Consider the following 14,821-nt stretch of genomic DNA (forward strand, 5'->3'; position numbering starts at 1 on the left):
GTTGTCTTTTCAAAAAACCGTCCGGACAGTTTTCCGTTCATTTTTCGGCTGGAATCTAAATTAATTTAGAATAGTTTCAAATTACTCTTGACACATCAGAATTCCAATTGTAATTTTACGGAGTCAAAAGCAGTTAAGTCGATTTCACCCCGTTTCTATTTTGTAATTCCGTGTCGAATACCCACCAAGTAACCGAATTGTTTGCCAACGCCAAGGGAGCCACCTTTCAATGCGATACAACCAATCGTATCATCATTCAGTTCGGTGAAACCCGCGTTTCGTTGCGTATTTCTGATTTTCTGACCTTCAAAAAGCGGGTCGATTCGGTAGACATTCACACGATGATCTTCAATACCGACGATGCCTACGACGTGGAAGTGATCGACGCTCCACGCACGAATCACCTTTTCGTTTTGAATCTCTGCGATTTGATTGCCTTGCGCGAACTACTGGCCGGAACCCGGTTTATGCTCGACCTCAACACCCTCCTGAACGAGCGAATTTACAGCGCGCTGGTCTACTGATCGTTTGGGGCGAATCTTCCGATAAACCGCCCGTAACCGGTTCAAACACTGCAATTAGACTGTTTCCAAATTTCCTGACTTCAAAACTTTTTCCGGTTCAATTCAGTATTCTTGTAAGAGAAAACGGCACAACCTGCCCACACGAACAAGAACGAACAAACTGACATACCGATGAAAGATTTAGTTAGAATGAGAACCTCGCTGAAAGAAGAAATCGAGCGGATTCTCAACGAACAGATAAAAATGGAAGCGCACTCTTCGGCCATTTACCTGGCCATGGCAGCCTGGTGCGACCGCAACGGTTTTGACTTTAGCTCCGAACACTTTTACAAGCAGTCGGGCGAAGAGCGCAACCACATGCTGAAGATTTTCAAATACGTTTCCGATATGGGTGGCCACGCCATCTCGCCCGAAATCACCAACGTTCCGCAGGAGTTCGACAGTTTCCGGGATGTGTTTGAACTGGCCCTGCAACAGGAAATTGCCGTCTCAAATTCCATCAACCGCATTGTCGGAACCGCGCGTCAACTGAATGATTTCGCCACCGACCAGTTCATGCAATGGTTTGTCAAAGAGCAGGTAGAAGAGGAATATGTGGCCCGCCGGGCGCTTGAATTATTCGACGTAATTGGCGAAGAAGGGGTTGGTCGGTACATGATTGACAAAGCCATTCCCAAGATTACGTACGATGGCGGCAGTCCGGAATAAGGCAAAACCGTCCTATTTCCGAATCATTTCCCTACTCACTATCCCTCTGCGAACCCGGATGCGTGCATCCGGGTTTCTTTTTTGCCTGCCGGTGAAAATCCGGTTGGGGAGCAGCCCTTCGGCAACTCCTCAAAACTACACGGGAATAACGGTCGTATTTTTAACTTCCGCCATGACGAAAAAACTACTGATGTTCAGAATACCGGGGATGACCGAAAGCCGTTCCTGGTAAAACCGGTTGTAGGATTCCATATCGTGAACGACAATCTTCAGCAGGTAATCGAAGGTGCCCGACACCAGGTTACATTCCATCACCTCGGCTAGCTGGGCAATCGTTTGATCAAACACTTTGAAGGTTTCGCGGGTTTGTTTATCCAGCGTGACATGGCAGAAAACCATCAGTTGATTGCCCAGTTTTTTCTTATTCAGCAAGGTCACATACCGCTCTATAATTCCGTCGCGTTCCAGCCGTTTGATGCGTTCGTGAATGGGTGATTTCGAGAGATTGATGCGTTGCCCAATTTCCTGAATCGTCAGTTGTGCGTTCTCCTGGAGGAGTGACAAAATCTGACGGTCAATTTTGTCTACCATAGGTCGGACGGAATTTTTTCTTTACAAGGTAGTAACAAAACCCGAATACCAAATTTTTTCCCTTCTGCACCGGCTAATTTAAACAGTATTTCCTGAAATGAGTTAGGATATTAGAAATAAGTTTGGGGCATAATACCTTTGTAGCCTTCTTATTCTCTCTACAAAACGCAGGTTCTTATGGTAATCGGTGTTCCGAAAGAAATCAAAAACAACGAAAACCGGGTGGCACTGACGCCGGCCGGAGTTGCCGAGTTCCGTAAGCATGGACACACGGTGTATGTTCAGGTGAATGCGGGTGTTGAAAGTGGCTTTGAAGATGAAGAATACATCGATGCGGGTGCTGTCATGTTGCCGACTATTGAGGAAATATACGGCATTGCGGAGATGATTATCAAAGTGAAGGAGCCAATTGCTTCGGAATACGAGTTGATCAAGGAGAACCAGTTATTGTTCACCTATTTCCACTTTGCTTCGTCGGAGGAACTGACCCACGCCATGATCGAGCGGAAAGCGGTTTGTCTGGCGTACGAAACGGTTGAAAAAGCCGATCGGAGCCTGCCGCTCCTGATTCCGATGTCGGAAGTAGCGGGGCGGATGGCGGTGCAGGAAGGAGCCAAATACCTGGAAAAACCGCAAAAGGGTCGTGGGATTCTGCTGGGCGGGGTTCCGGGTGTAAAACCAGCGCACGTTCTGATTCTGGGCGGTGGCATTGTCGGAACGCAGGCGGCTAAAATGGCGGCCGGTCTGGGCGCCCACGTCACCATTATGGATATCAGCCTGCCGCGGTTGCGCTACCTGTCGGATATCATGCCCGAAAATGTCGATACGATGATGTCGAACGAGTACAACATTCGGGAAGCCGTAAAACAATCGGATCTGATCATCGGCGCGGTACTGATTCCGGGTGCCAAAGCCCCCCACCTCATCACCCGTGACATGTTGAAGCTGATGCGCCCGGGTACGGTTTTGGTCGATGTTGCGGTGGATCAGGGCGGTTGTATCGAAACCTGTACGCCCACCACGCACGAGCATCCGACGTATATCATTGATAATGTGGTTCATTACTGCGTAGCCAACATGCCGGGGGCCGTGCCCTATACCTCGACCGTGGCGCTGACGAATGCAACCTTAACGTATGCGTTGCAGTTAGCAAACAAGGGCTGGCAGAAAGCGTGTCAGGAAAGTGAGGAGTTGAAACGCGGTTTGAACGTGGTAAACGGCCAGGTGGTTTACAATGGCGTTGCTGAAGCGTTTGGCTTACCGCTCGGCAATGTCAATGAATTATTGCAGCAGGAAGAAGAAATGAATTTATAACTGTTATCGACTGTTTTGCCTTTATAGTTAAGAGTACACTTCATCAACCAGTAAATTTAAGAGCTTCATCAACAATTTTCTTTAAGGGTTTAGGAATAAAAACGACTAAGACACGGCCAGTTTGAGCCGTGTCTTTTTTATGGCCTTCTCATGCCGTTGGCGGAGCATTCCGCCCAAAATCACCCCGCCCAGGAAGGCGCTGGAAAACGTCAATCCTCCCCGGAAACGGACGGTTCTGATTGTATTTCGCAACGTATGCCGTATCCGGCAGGATCTCCGCGAGTGGCCCCCAAAACGGGTTTACCGCTGCAAAAACGTTTCGACCAGCGTCTGCCATTCGTCTTCCAGGGGCCCGGTGTAAACCGAAGCTCCCGCCCGGCGGTACCAGTAACCGGCGTTCCATTCGTCGCCTTCCTTGCGGTGCAGGTACGCATGCAGCCGGTCGTAATCGCGGGTTCCCTCCCGGTTTTGGGCGATGTTGTGGGCCTGTTCCCAATTGCCTTTGGCATCGTACCAGAGGGCTTCGGCTATCGGATGTAAGCCAAAGGGCGGTTTGGCGTTGGCCAGACTGGCAGTAAATTCATTCAGTTGCATGAGGATATTACTGAAAAAATTGCGGCATAAAATTCATCAGAAAAGCCTCGTCGGTTGTTCGCGTAATGGCCGTATAGAGCCAGCGGACAAAGTCCTGATTCACCTGCCCATCCGGCAGATAACCCTGGTCGATAAAAACCGCCGGCCACTGCCCGCCCTGGGCTTTGTGGCAGGTCAGCGCATAGGCAAATTTCACCTGCAGAGCGTTCAGGTAAGGATCCCGGCGGATGGCTTCGTTTCGTTCTTTTTTCGTTCGAATATAAAAATAGTCCTTCTGAACGCTCTCGTACAAATTACGGTTTTCGTCCCGCCCCAGGTTGGGCTGCGGGGAATACAGCGTATCGAGAATAATCTTGCTTTCGAACTCCGGCTGTTCGTCCAGATCGACTAACCGCAGGGTTACGGTCGCAAATTTCAGCCCGTGGACCTCTTCCCGTTTTCGGATTTTCATCACCTCCACAAAATCACCGTTCGCCAGAAAACCGGCCGGTGAATCGTCGTCCAGCACCGAATAATTGTTTTTGACAATCATCAGCATATCCCCAGCATCGAGTTCTTCCTCGCACTGGTTAATAACCCGGCGAATGTACTGGTTATACTGAACCGCCATTTTGTTCGACCGGGTGATGATGATCGTGTTTTCGCGCCCGAACTTATCGTAGCAATACCGAATACCGTCTTCCAGCCGGTCGGCGGTCATTTTATAAATATCGCGATACTTCCGCACGTCCAGAGTGATCCGGGGTTCGCGCTCTCCCAAAACGTCTCGTAAGGCCGTCGCATTCAGGAGAATCCCCGAATGTTCATCCTGACGCATGACTTCAAGCAGTTCCTGCTCGGTCACCACCATGTCGAAATGGCGTTCCAGGTAGCCTTTGTCGAGGGCCGGGCTAATCTCCTTCCCTACCGGCGGCAGCTGGGCTTCGTCGCCCACCAGCATCAGGCGGTTTCCGGAATTCTCGAACACGAAATCGACCAGATCCGACAGCAAACCGTTCATGCCGATTTCCGCATCGTCGCTGATCATCGAGGCTTCGTCGATGATAAAAACCGTATCCTCGTGGTAATTTTTCTGCCGCTGAAAAACCAGGTTGCCCGAATTGGCGTCGGCAATCTGCCGGTAAATTTTCCGGTGAATCGTCTGGGCCATGCGCTTCGAATAATTCGCCATGACCTTGGCCGCCCGACCCGTCGGCGCGAGCAAAACGGCTTTGTACCCAAATTTAGGCAATACCTTGATCAGCGTGCTGATGAGGGTTGTTTTTCCCGTACCGGCATACCCTTTCAACAAAAAGCAGTCCCGGTAATTGGCATGTTCCGGCCGGCTCATGAACTGATTCATCTGTTCAAAGAATTGCTGCTGTCCGGATGTGGGCTTGAAAGGGAAGCGTTTCGCCAGCAACTGGGCGGGCGTGAGAGTTTCATTCATTGGACGAAAATACGGAAAAATGGCCGGTTTTTCAACGAATTTCCTTACATCCGACGATACGGAAACCGGCAGCCCTGATCGTCCTCAAACGTAACGATTCCGTTTTTGATTACAAACCGGTATTCCTTCGCAACGTCTCGGGCATTGGAAATTTTTACAATCTGCCGGTCCACAGTATAGGGACCCGAATCCCATACCAACGGCACCGCGCTGGCTTCCGACTGGGTCTGGTAAATACCGCTGGAACTGAATTCGATCACATCCGGGTAACTGCGGCTGCACTCCATCGGACTGACTTTCTGCCAGGCCCCGACCAACGCATTCGTCTCGTTTTGTTCGGTGCGAACCGGCGGCCGGTGGCAAGCCACCAGCAGGATGCTGGCGAAAACCAGTCCGGTCAATCGGTTCACAAGGACAGCGCAAAAGCCTGGCTTCATACAGATGTTGGGAATGAGTTGAATTGGTGTTACAAACTACGGGTAAAAACCGCAAAATGTTTCCGGATTTCGGAAACATTCCCTCATCAAAATTCGCGGCTGGGGAACGCTGGTACGAAAGAGATCCGGAAATAGTCCCCTTCTTTCCGCAACAAGGGTTGTCCCTTCGGCGTTGATTCGTAAACCAATTTTCTGTGTATGAAAACCGAAAAGGAGAAAATGCTCGCGGGTGAGCTGTACGACGCTCTGGATCCCCAGTTGACCCAGGAACGAATCCGCACCCGTTTGCTCATCAAGGAGTTGAATGATTCGCGCGAAGATCAGCCGGAAAACCGGATGCGTATTCTGCAGGCGTTGATGCCCCGGGCCGGGGCCGGTCTGTGGCTGCAACCGCCGTTTTATTGCGATTACGGCAGTCATATTGTGACGGGCGAGAACGTTTTTTTTAATTTCAACTGCGTGGTTCTCGATGTTACAACCGTGACCATTGGCCGCCGGACTCTCTTTGGTCCGAATGTACAGCTTTATACCGCCACCCACCCAACGGACTGGAAAGTCCGCGCATCCGGACTCGAATCCGCCAAACCCATCGTAATCGGCGAAGACGTTTGGGTTGGCGGCAGCGCGATTATTTGCCCCGGGGTCAGCATTGGCGACCGCACCATCATCGGAGCCGGCAGTGTTGTGACGCGGGATATTCCGCCGGACGTTTTTGCTGCCGGCAATCCCTGTCGGGTCATTCGCTCCCTAACGCCCGATGAACAGAGCCGGTAGATCCCCTGTGTTCAGCCGCAATAATGTACATGGCTGGCCGTGATATGAGATATTATTTTTAACTTTTCAAAGAAATAAAGTACAACATTACCAATAAACACAATGACGAGTTGCTTTTGTCATATAGATTATCTATTTTGAACGGATCCGTTCAATCAAACCCCTCGCCCATGAATATCCGTCAGATTTTGCAAGGCAAAACCATCAACACCATCTATTCCGTCACCTCCGACTCAACGGTTTACGAAGCGCTGGAAGCGATGGCGAACAGAAACATCGGTGCCGTGCTGGTTATCGATGATGGAAAGCTCTCCGGAATCTTCTCTGAACGTGATTATGCACGGAAGGGGATTCTGAAAGGCCGGGCCTCCAAAGACACCCTCATTCGGGAAGTGATGACGGCCAACCTCATCACCGTCAGCCCGGAACAACCGCTGGAAGACGCCATGGTGATCATGTCCGACAAACACATTCGGCACCTGCCGGTGGTCGATGAGGAAGAATTGATCGGTATCATTTCCATCAACGACGTTGTATCCGCCATTATCCACGACCAGAAAGCCCGCATCAACTCGCTCGAAAGTTACATCTCAGGAAGCCCGTATTGAGAAATGAGTTGGAGCGTTACGCGTGATGAGTTAAACGAAATAGTGTGCCTCAGCCAACTCATAACTCATCACGCGTACGTCATAACTCTTCACTCTTCCGTATATTTGCGCTGCTAAAATTACCAACAACTGAAATTGGATCTTGCACGCGAAGAAGTAAAGCGGCTGTACGGCAATCGGTTGCGATTGCGGGTGTGTGGCTTATGCCTTTGGGAAAATAAACTCCTGATGGTCCGGCATCGGGGCATCGGACCAACCGATACGTTCTGGTGCCCGCCGGGCGGTGGCCCGCAGTTTGGCGAAACCGCCTACCAGGCCCTGATCCGGGAATTCCACGAAGAAACCGGCCTGGCCATCGAAGTCGGTGAATTGCAGTTCGTTAACGAATTCATGCAAACGCCCCTGCACGCGATGGAACTGTTTTTCGACGTCCGGATCGTGGGGGGAGAGCTCCGGCACGGTTTTGATCCGGAAATGAGCGCCGACCAGCAGATTATCACCGAAGTGCGGCTGATGTCGTTCGACGAAATTAAAAGTTATCCCGAAAACGAGGTTCATCGCCTGTTTCGGCTCTGTCGGTCCATGGATGATGTTTTCCGCTTAAAAGGATATTTGAGGCAATAACAGCAGTCATTCGCGTATTTTTGTACTTTTAGCTGGAAGATTCGGTTTCCACCCGGACCCATTCCCACTGTACACCCTATTAATTTGTTTACTGTGCGTATCGAGACCCTTGCTGCTGTGTCCCCAACCGTCGCTATTCAGGAAGATTCCTTTGATGTTTCAATGACTGACTCGTATCAGCTTTGTCTGGAAATGAGTCACGAGCGTTTCCGGTTTTGTGTCGTTGAACCCGAGCAGCGTCAATGTTTCTGGCTGGAAGACTATACGTTTCCGACTTTATTGACCGAAAATCCGTTATTACCGTCCTTACGCAGCATTTACCAGAATCATCCGCTCCTGCAATCCTCCTACTGGAAAAAGATTCAGGTGTCGGTTAATTCGCCCTCGTTTACGCTCATTCCGACCAGCTTATACCGGAAAGAATACCGCGCACAATACCTGCAATTAATGCGGGGAAATCCGCTTTCCCTTTCCGAACACGCGCTGACGTATACCCACCAGAAGGAAGATTTTCAGGCGGTTTTCAGCATCGACAACGCCCTGACCGACTGGCTGGCCGCGACCTATCCGCTGCAGCAACTCACGATTGTTCACCAGTCCAGCGCCCTGATTCAGGCAACGGCGGCATCGGATCTGGTGCTGGATTCGTCCCAGAAACTGTCCCTGAATTTTGAGGATGAATCCGTAACCCTGGTGTTTCGGAAGGCCGGGCGGTTTATGTATTGCAACCGGTTTGCCTATAAGAATGCCACCGACCTGGTATACTACATTCTGTACGTCATCAACGAACTGAAGACCGAGCCGAAAGAATTAAAGGTCATATTATCGGGGGAGATTACCCCATTTGCCGATATTTTCACCTCGCTGGAACAGTTTCTTCCCAACATTCGCTTTGGCTCGACGCCACCGAACCTGAAACTGACAGCGGCTTTCGATGAGGTTCCCGAACACCGGTATTTCAGTTTATTCGGCAATACCCTGATTGACTAAAGACCGACGCCGACCAGAAGGCAGGGAGACGGACGGTGAGCCAGCCTTCTTTCGCTTCCTTGTTACGCCATCCTTCTTCCTTCCCGAAATCTATGAAACGAATTGCGCTTTTCCCCGGCTCCTTCGACCCATTCACGAAGGGGCATGAAGATATTGTCCTGCGTGGGTTGAAACTATTCGATGAAATTATCATCGGCATCGGCCACAATGCCAATAAACAGCGGTATTTCCCACTGGAGGTCATGAAAACCCTGATCGAAAAAACGTTTCTGGCCTACCCGGCGGTTCGGGTTGAAACCTACGACGGACTGACGGCCATCGTCGCCCGGGACCGGGGTGCCCGGTTTTTACTGCGTGGGTTACGCAACACCACCGATTTCGAGTATGAAAATGGGATTTCGCAGGTCAACCGCTCGATTTACCCCGACGTGGAAACCGTCTTTCTGATTACCTCACCGCATCTGGCCCCCATCAGTTCAAGCATCATCCGGGACTTGCACCGCTACCACAAAAACGTGGATGAGTTCCTTCCGTACCGCCTTTCGGAGTAGAAGCTGGACTGGCTACTAGATGCTTGATACTGGATGCTTGATACTGGATACAGGAGGTGTTATGGGGCAGTGAATTTATCATTTCAACCCTCGTTTAGTAACCAATATCTAGTATCCGATATCCAGTATCAAGCATCCAGTATCAAGCATCTAGCATCCAGTCCATCCTGCTCACTCATCGTTTTTTAAAGCGGTCTCGTTGACGGCTTCAATGACGTACCGGATGGAACTGAAGGAATTGGTGAGTGCCAGCGCGGTTTTCTTTTGGTCCATCCATTCGAGTTGCTGGATGTCTTCGTCGAACTGCGGTTTCATATTGGTATCATTCTGGCAAATCATCCGGTACCATTTCGTTTTTTTCAGGATGCGACTTCCGTTTAACGTATAGGTGTGCCAGGTCGTACAAATGCGGTTTTCGAGCGTAGCCACCACCCCGGTTTCTTCCTCCACTTCGCGCAGGGCCGCCACCCGTGACGACTCGCCATCATCCAGTTTTCCTTTAGGCAGATCCCATTTTCCCCGCCGAAACATCAGCAGCATTTTATCCTGCTTGAACACCACGCCCCCGGCCGCTTTGACAATCCGGTATAAACTCTTGAACTTCTCCTCCACGGCTTTCTTATCGACAGCCACCAGCGTCACGGAATTCAGTTCGCTCACGTTGTAATTGTTCAGCAAATTGACCAGTTTCTCCACGGTAACCGGTGTTACGTTCAGCACCAGCAAATGACCCTTCAACGTGATCAGCTTCAACCCGTCCAGTCGGGCGTCGATTATCCGATCATAATCGACATGGCTTGCCTGGGTTACGTCCTGCAATTGCGCTGCCTTTTTAGACCCTTTGATATGAATCGGTCGGTCGTCAATAAAAATGGTCATGAGGTAAAAAACGGATGGGAAATAAACCCGTCGCTTCGTCGACGGACCGGAACGTTTGAATTACTAAACAAATTTAGATAAACCATTCATCTTTGAAGAGAAACTAAAACTACTATTTTTGCAAAACGCCAACTTTTCCCCGTGTGGAACTTGCAATAATCCTTTTCCTAGTCATTTTAAACGGTGTTTTCTCGCTTTCGGAGATTGCACTCGTATCCTCCCGCAAAGCCCGACTCGAAACCGATGCCCGCAACGGCGACCGCCGGGCCGAAGAAGCCCTCAAACTGGCCGAATCACCCAACCGCTTTCTGGCTACCGTTCAAATCGGCATTACGCTCATCGGGATTTTGACTGGTATTTTCAGCGGTGACACCCTGACCGCCCAGATTTCGACCTTTGTCTCGCGGTTTTCGTTTTTGCAACCCTACGCCAACAGCGTCGCCGTTACGTTAACCGTTATTCTGATTACGTATCTTTCTCTGGTATTGGGAGAACTTGTCCCCAAACGGATCGGCCTGTCGAACCCGGAAGGTATCGCCAAGTTCATTGCCGGGCCCATGAACATGCTTTCCCGGTTAACCTCCCCGTTTATCAGTCTGCTGGCCTTTTCCAGTGATTTGATTATCAAGATATTGAACATCAAACCAAATGCCAGCGCCGTAACGGAAGAAGAAATTAAAAGCCTGATTCAGGAAGGCACCTCGGGCGGGGTCATTGAGGAAATCGAGCAGGAAATTGTCCAGAACGTGTTCCAGCTTGGCGACCGCCGGATTACATCCCTGATGACCAACCGGCAGGAAATGGTTTTTCTGGACCTGGAAGCGACGGTCGAAGAAAACCGCCAGCACATCATCGAACACCGTCACGCCCACTACCCGCTTTGCAAAGGGGGCGTCGATGAAATGATCGGTCTCATTCACAGCAAGGATTTTCTGGGGAAAGACCTGAACGACCAATTGACCCGCCTGGAGGAGCTGAAACGCGACATTCTCTATATTCCGGAAAGCAACATGGCCTACCAGGTGCTGGAGCGGTTTCGGGAACGTCGGCAGTACGTGGGCATTATCGTTGACGAATACGGCGGGGTGCTCGGCATGGTAACGCTCAACGACATTGTGGACGCGCTGGTCGGCGACATTTCCGATACGAACGAATTTGAGTTCGAGATCACGGACCGGGGCGACGGCAGCTACCTGGTCGACGCCCAGATTCCATTCGACGACTTTCTGGATTATTTCGACATCATAATTCAAAACCGGCGGGACCTGACCGGTTTCGATACGCTGGGCGGTTTTGCTTTGCAGATTATCCAGGACATTCCGAAAACCGGCGAGACCTTTACCTGGCAGGATTACCAGTTTGAAATTGTCGATATGGACAAAAGCCGTATCGACAAAATCCTGGTTACCAAGCGCGTAGAAGAATAACTTTTAGCGAAATGGGGGCGAATGAACGATGGACGGGGTAATCCGCCAGTCCGTCATCACCCCGCATTCATTATTTACATTGTTCAAAATTACATGGTTGCAGAACAGATTGCGCGAGTATTACTGGAAGTAAAAGCGGTGCGTTTACGCCCCGATGAACCGTTTACCTGGAGTTCGGGCTGGAAATCACCCATTTACTGCGATAACCGGATTACGCTCTCCTACCCCGAAGCCCGTTCCTATATCCGGAATGAATTAGCCAATGCCATCCGGCAGGAATTCCCGGCGGTTCAGGCAATTGCCGGCGTCGCCACTGCCGGAATTCCGCAGGGTGCACTGGTGGCCGATGCCTTGAACCTGCCGTACCTGTACGTCCGCCCGGAACCGAAAAAACACGGGATGGGCAATCAGATCGAAGGGCGACTGGAAGCGGGGCAACGCATTGTGGTGATCGAAGACCTGATTTCGACCGGTGGCAGTTCGCTGAAAGTGGTCGATGTGCTGCGTCAGTCCGGGGCCGAGGTGCTCGGCATGGCTGCGATTTTTACGTACGGTTTTCCGGTAGCTGCCCGGAATTTCGCCGATAAGGATGTAAAGCTGATTTGCCTGAGCAATTACGAAACCCTGGTTGAAGAAGCCCGCAAACTGGATTACATTGCCGCCGATGCCCTGGATTCGCTGGCGGCCTGGCGGCAAAACCCTTCCGAATGGAACCCTTAGCCTGATGGGCCATGAGATGTCTTTTCCTGTTCGCAACCGGTTGGCTACTGGCATCCCCTGCCCTGGCGCAATCGTTGGTTTCGAAACCGGTTTCGCACCCGGTTCGGGCCGAACTGGAACTAGGCGGTATGGTTTCCTCCACGCGGCAAATCCCGTTCTGGCTCCGGACCAATCAATTCGGTATGGTTCCGCTGGAAGGGCCATTTGCTACACTGCGGGGAAGCCTCCAGCGTGAGTACCGGACCGATACGACGGCTACCCGTAAAAACCGCCTTCAGTGGGGCGCGGGCGTTTACGGGGCCGTAAATACGGGAAAAACGAATTCGTTCGTCCTGCCTGAAGCATTCGCGAAAGTGCGCTACGGCAAGTTTGAGGTTTATGCGGGCCGTCGGCGCGAGGTGGTTGGGATTGGCGATACGACCTTTTCCTCCGGTTTTGTCGTCTGGTCGGGCAATTCGCTCCCCGTTCCGAAAGTTCAGCTTCACACGCCCGACTATATTCCGATTGGCGGTTTTGTCAAAAAACTCGTAGCGTTTCGGATCGGTTACGCCCACGGCTGGTTCAACGCCCCCTACATTCAGGGTGCTTACCTGCATCAGAAGTACATTTACGGCCGGTTCGGAAAACCGCACTGGAAATTCAAATTGTATACCGGGCTGAATCACCAGGTTCAGTGGGGTGGCCATGCCGACTACCTGATTGGAACCATCTACGCAGTGAACGGCCGGTTGCCCTCGTCGTTTCAGGATTATCTGACGCTGATTCTGGCCCGTTACCCGAAGGATCGGGTCAACAACCAGCAAAGTTCATTCGACGGGGAAAACCGGATCGGCAACCACATTGGTTCCATCGACTACGCCCTGGAATGGACCGGTAACCGAGCCCGTTTTCTGCTCTATTATCAGCATCTGTACGAAGACGCCAGCGGGGTTGTCCTGCTCAATTTTCCCGACGGTTTGTGGGGACTCCGGTACCGGAATCGGCCCCGTCAGAGCAACCCGCGTTTGCGGCTCCATACCGCCCTGGTGGAATGGCTTCCGACCAAGAACCAAAGCGGGCCGATTTTCGACCAAACCGCTCAGTATCAGGGTGCCGACAATTATTACAACCACGGGCAGTACCGCGAAGGCTGGTCCTACTTTGGCCGAACGATCGGGACACCGTTCATTATGCCCAGGGCCGATTTATCAGAAACCGTTCGGCAGTCTACCGGGGGCGGTTTTTTTCCCAATAACCGGGTCAATGCCTGGTATCTGGGCCTGGACGGTTCCGTATACGGTTTTCAGGTGCAGGCGCGGGCATCGTACAGCCGGAATTTTGGTAATTTCACCAGGCCCTACGCCCTCCCGTTTGAGCAATTTTCTGCCCTATTGACTGCTCATCACTCACTTCCCCGGCTTGCCAACACCCAGATCGGGGTTTCCGTGGCCCTCGACCGGGGCGGCCTATTGTCCCGGCAAACCGGTGCCTTTCTGTCGGTTAAAAAAAACTGGTGAAGTCGGAACCCTTCCGTTTCGTTGCCCGGCTGCGAAAACAGAACCCGTTAACTGACCTGAAATTTCTTCCCCGGCAACGGCCGGACAATTCCTTTGAATTCCAGGTTCAGGAGCAGCGAGGCCAGCTTGCCAAGGGGCATCTGGGTTCGCCAGCCAAGTTCATCAATTTGCCAGACGGGCTGCTGCCGAAACAGCGCCAGAATCTGGCTTTCTTCTTCCGTAAATTCCAAGGCCGGTTTTTCCACCATTTTTTTTGATACCGTCGTCTGGTCCCAGTTCAACGCTTCGATCAAGTCCTCCGGACGGGTATAAATCTGGGCTTTGTTCTCCCGAATGAGCTTGTTGCAGCCCTGCGAAAACGTTTGGTTCAGGTGGCCGGGTACGGCAAACACATCGCGGTGGTAGTTATTGGCATATTCCGCCGTAATCAACGCGCCCCCTTTGGCGGCCGCTTCCACCACGACCACCACGTCGCTGAGGCCCGCAATAATCCGGTTTCGGGCCGGAAACAAGCGCGCATCGGGCTTGACGCCGGGCCGGTTTTCCGTCAGCAAACCGCCTGCCACCTGCATTTCCTGCGCCGTTTTCTGATGGACATACGGATACACAATATCAATTCCGCTCGCCATCACCGCCACCGTGGGCAACCCGTGGGCCAGACTGGCGCGGTGGGCGGCAATATCAATCCCGTAGGCTAATCCGCTGATAATTAACGGCTGATACGGTCGCAGGGCGTCAATAATTTCCTCCGTCACCCGGCGGCCGTAATCGGTGGCCTGCCGCGTTCCGACAATGCCCACGGTCCGGGCTGCGTTCAGATCGGCCCGCCCCTGTAAATACAGCATGGCGGGTGAGTCGTATAACGATTTCAGACGAGCCGGATAGCGGTTATCGGTATAGAACAACTGGTGAACGCCCAACTTCTCGCACCGTTGCTGGGTTTGTTCGGCTTGCGGCAAGACTTCAGGGTGCAAAATGGCGCGGGCGGTCACTTCGCCGATGCCCGGCGTCTTCATTAATTTCGACAGCGGGGAGCGAAAGACCTCCGAAGCCGACCCGCAATAACTTATTAGCTGACGAATGAGAATATCGCCCACCCCGGGGACCGCGGTCAGGGCCGACTGATAAAACAATTCCGGTTTTTGCAGCATTGGG

At 51.8% G+C, this 14,821-nt stretch carries 17 protein-coding genes; 11 read left to right on the forward strand and 6 right to left on the reverse strand.

Going from position 1 to position 14,821, the window contains the following annotated elements:
* Positions 1-170 precede the first annotated feature (170 nt).
* Together ACFPMF_RS04440 and ACFPMF_RS04445 are read left to right on the forward strand one after the other, a co-directional pair.
* Positions 171-524: a hypothetical protein gene (locus ACFPMF_RS04440; RefSeq protein ID WP_379841520.1), complete on the forward strand. Its 354-nt coding sequence runs from the start codon at positions 171-173 to the stop codon at positions 522-524.
* 171 nt (positions 525-695) lie between these two features.
* Positions 696-1,232, forward strand: coding sequence for a ferritin (locus tag ACFPMF_RS04445; protein ID WP_379841522.1), 537 nt, complete (start codon positions 696-698; stop codon positions 1,230-1,232).
* A 135-nt stretch (positions 1,233-1,367) separates the two neighbouring features.
* On the opposite strand, the gene ACFPMF_RS04450 is transcribed toward ACFPMF_RS04445, so the two are convergent.
* Positions 1,368-1,823 (reverse strand): Lrp/AsnC family transcriptional regulator, encoded by a 456-nt coding sequence (locus ACFPMF_RS04450; RefSeq protein ID WP_379841525.1) that lies wholly within the window; start codon positions 1,821-1,823, stop codon positions 1,368-1,370.
* 177 nt (positions 1,824-2,000) lie between these two features.
* On the opposite strand from ACFPMF_RS04450, the gene ald reads away from it, so the two are divergent.
* The gene (ald, locus tag ACFPMF_RS04455) at positions 2,001-3,137 is read left to right on the forward strand and encodes an alanine dehydrogenase (protein WP_379841527.1); all 1,137 of its coding nucleotides are present in this window, start codon (positions 2,001-2,003) and stop codon (positions 3,135-3,137) included.
* Positions 3,138-3,437: 300 nt separating this feature from the next.
* Here the strand turns inward: ald and ACFPMF_RS04460 are convergent, their stop codons facing one another.
* The 3 genes from ACFPMF_RS04460 to ACFPMF_RS04470 are packed head-to-tail and all read right to left on the reverse strand — an operon-like array spanning position 3,438 to position 5,597.
* Positions 3,438-3,731, reverse strand: coding sequence for a hypothetical protein (locus ACFPMF_RS04460; RefSeq protein WP_379841529.1), 294 nt, complete (start codon positions 3,729-3,731; stop codon positions 3,438-3,440).
* 7 nt (positions 3,732-3,738) lie between these two features.
* Positions 3,739-5,160 (reverse strand): ATP-dependent DNA helicase, encoded by a 1,422-nt coding sequence (locus ACFPMF_RS04465; protein WP_379841531.1) that lies wholly within the window; start codon positions 5,158-5,160, stop codon positions 3,739-3,741.
* A 44-nt stretch (positions 5,161-5,204) separates the two neighbouring features.
* Positions 5,205-5,597 (reverse strand): hypothetical protein, encoded by a 393-nt coding sequence (locus ACFPMF_RS04470; RefSeq protein ID WP_379841533.1) that lies wholly within the window; start codon positions 5,595-5,597, stop codon positions 5,205-5,207.
* Positions 5,598-5,795: 198 nt separating this feature from the next.
* Between ACFPMF_RS04470 and ACFPMF_RS04475 the strand changes: the two genes are divergently transcribed.
* From ACFPMF_RS04475 to coaD, 5 genes are all read left to right on the forward strand, one after another.
* Positions 5,796-6,371, forward strand: a complete 576-nt coding sequence (locus ACFPMF_RS04475; RefSeq protein WP_379841535.1) for a sugar O-acetyltransferase — start codon at positions 5,796-5,798, stop codon at positions 6,369-6,371.
* Positions 6,372-6,541: 170 nt separating this feature from the next.
* A complete protein-coding gene (locus tag ACFPMF_RS04480) occupies positions 6,542-6,979 on the forward strand; it encodes a CBS domain-containing protein (RefSeq protein ID WP_379841537.1) in 438 nt (145 codons plus the stop codon).
* Positions 6,980-7,114: 135 nt separating this feature from the next.
* Entirely contained in the window at positions 7,115-7,603 is a 489-nt protein-coding gene (locus ACFPMF_RS04485; protein ID WP_379841539.1) for an NUDIX domain-containing protein, read from the forward strand.
* A 117-nt stretch (positions 7,604-7,720) separates the two neighbouring features.
* Positions 7,721-8,593 carry a DUF3822 family protein gene (locus ACFPMF_RS04490; protein ID WP_379841541.1) on the forward strand — a complete coding sequence of 291 codons (873 nt, stop codon included), beginning with the start codon at positions 7,721-7,723 and terminating at the stop codon, positions 8,591-8,593.
* Between the two features lie 92 nt (positions 8,594-8,685).
* Positions 8,686-9,144, forward strand: coding sequence for a pantetheine-phosphate adenylyltransferase (coaD, locus tag ACFPMF_RS04495; protein ID WP_379841543.1), 459 nt, complete (start codon positions 8,686-8,688; stop codon positions 9,142-9,144).
* 171 nt (positions 9,145-9,315) lie between these two features.
* Here coaD and ACFPMF_RS04500 read toward each other — a convergent pair whose 3' ends face one another.
* The gene (locus ACFPMF_RS04500; RefSeq protein WP_379841545.1) at positions 9,316-10,023 is read right to left on the reverse strand and encodes an NUDIX hydrolase; all 708 of its coding nucleotides are present in this window, start codon (positions 10,021-10,023) and stop codon (positions 9,316-9,318) included.
* Between the two features lie 143 nt (positions 10,024-10,166).
* Between ACFPMF_RS04500 and ACFPMF_RS04505 the strand changes: the two genes are divergently transcribed.
* The 3 genes from ACFPMF_RS04505 (at position 10,167) to ACFPMF_RS04515 (ending at position 13,666) form a co-directional block, all read left to right on the forward strand.
* On the forward strand, positions 10,167-11,450 hold the full coding sequence (locus tag ACFPMF_RS04505; protein WP_379841547.1) for a hemolysin family protein: 1,284 nt from the start codon (positions 10,167-10,169) through the stop codon (positions 11,448-11,450).
* A 93-nt stretch (positions 11,451-11,543) separates the two neighbouring features.
* Complete coding sequence (pyrE, locus tag ACFPMF_RS04510) at positions 11,544-12,170, forward strand: orotate phosphoribosyltransferase (protein WP_379841549.1); 627 nt, start codon at positions 11,544-11,546, stop codon at positions 12,168-12,170.
* Positions 12,171-12,181: 11 nt separating this feature from the next.
* A complete protein-coding gene (locus ACFPMF_RS04515) occupies positions 12,182-13,666 on the forward strand; it encodes a capsule assembly Wzi family protein (RefSeq protein WP_379841551.1) in 1,485 nt (494 codons plus the stop codon).
* A 47-nt stretch (positions 13,667-13,713) separates the two neighbouring features.
* On the opposite strand, the gene dprA is transcribed toward ACFPMF_RS04515, so the two are convergent.
* Entirely contained in the window at positions 13,714-14,817 is a 1,104-nt protein-coding gene (dprA, locus tag ACFPMF_RS04520; RefSeq protein ID WP_379841553.1) for a DNA-processing protein DprA, read from the reverse strand.
* Positions 14,818-14,821: the final 4 nt, after the last annotated feature.

Origin of the sequence: Larkinella bovis (assembly GCF_042655385.1) — a bacterium.
Classification (GTDB): domain Bacteria; phylum Bacteroidota; class Bacteroidia; order Cytophagales; family Spirosomataceae; genus Larkinella; species Larkinella bovis.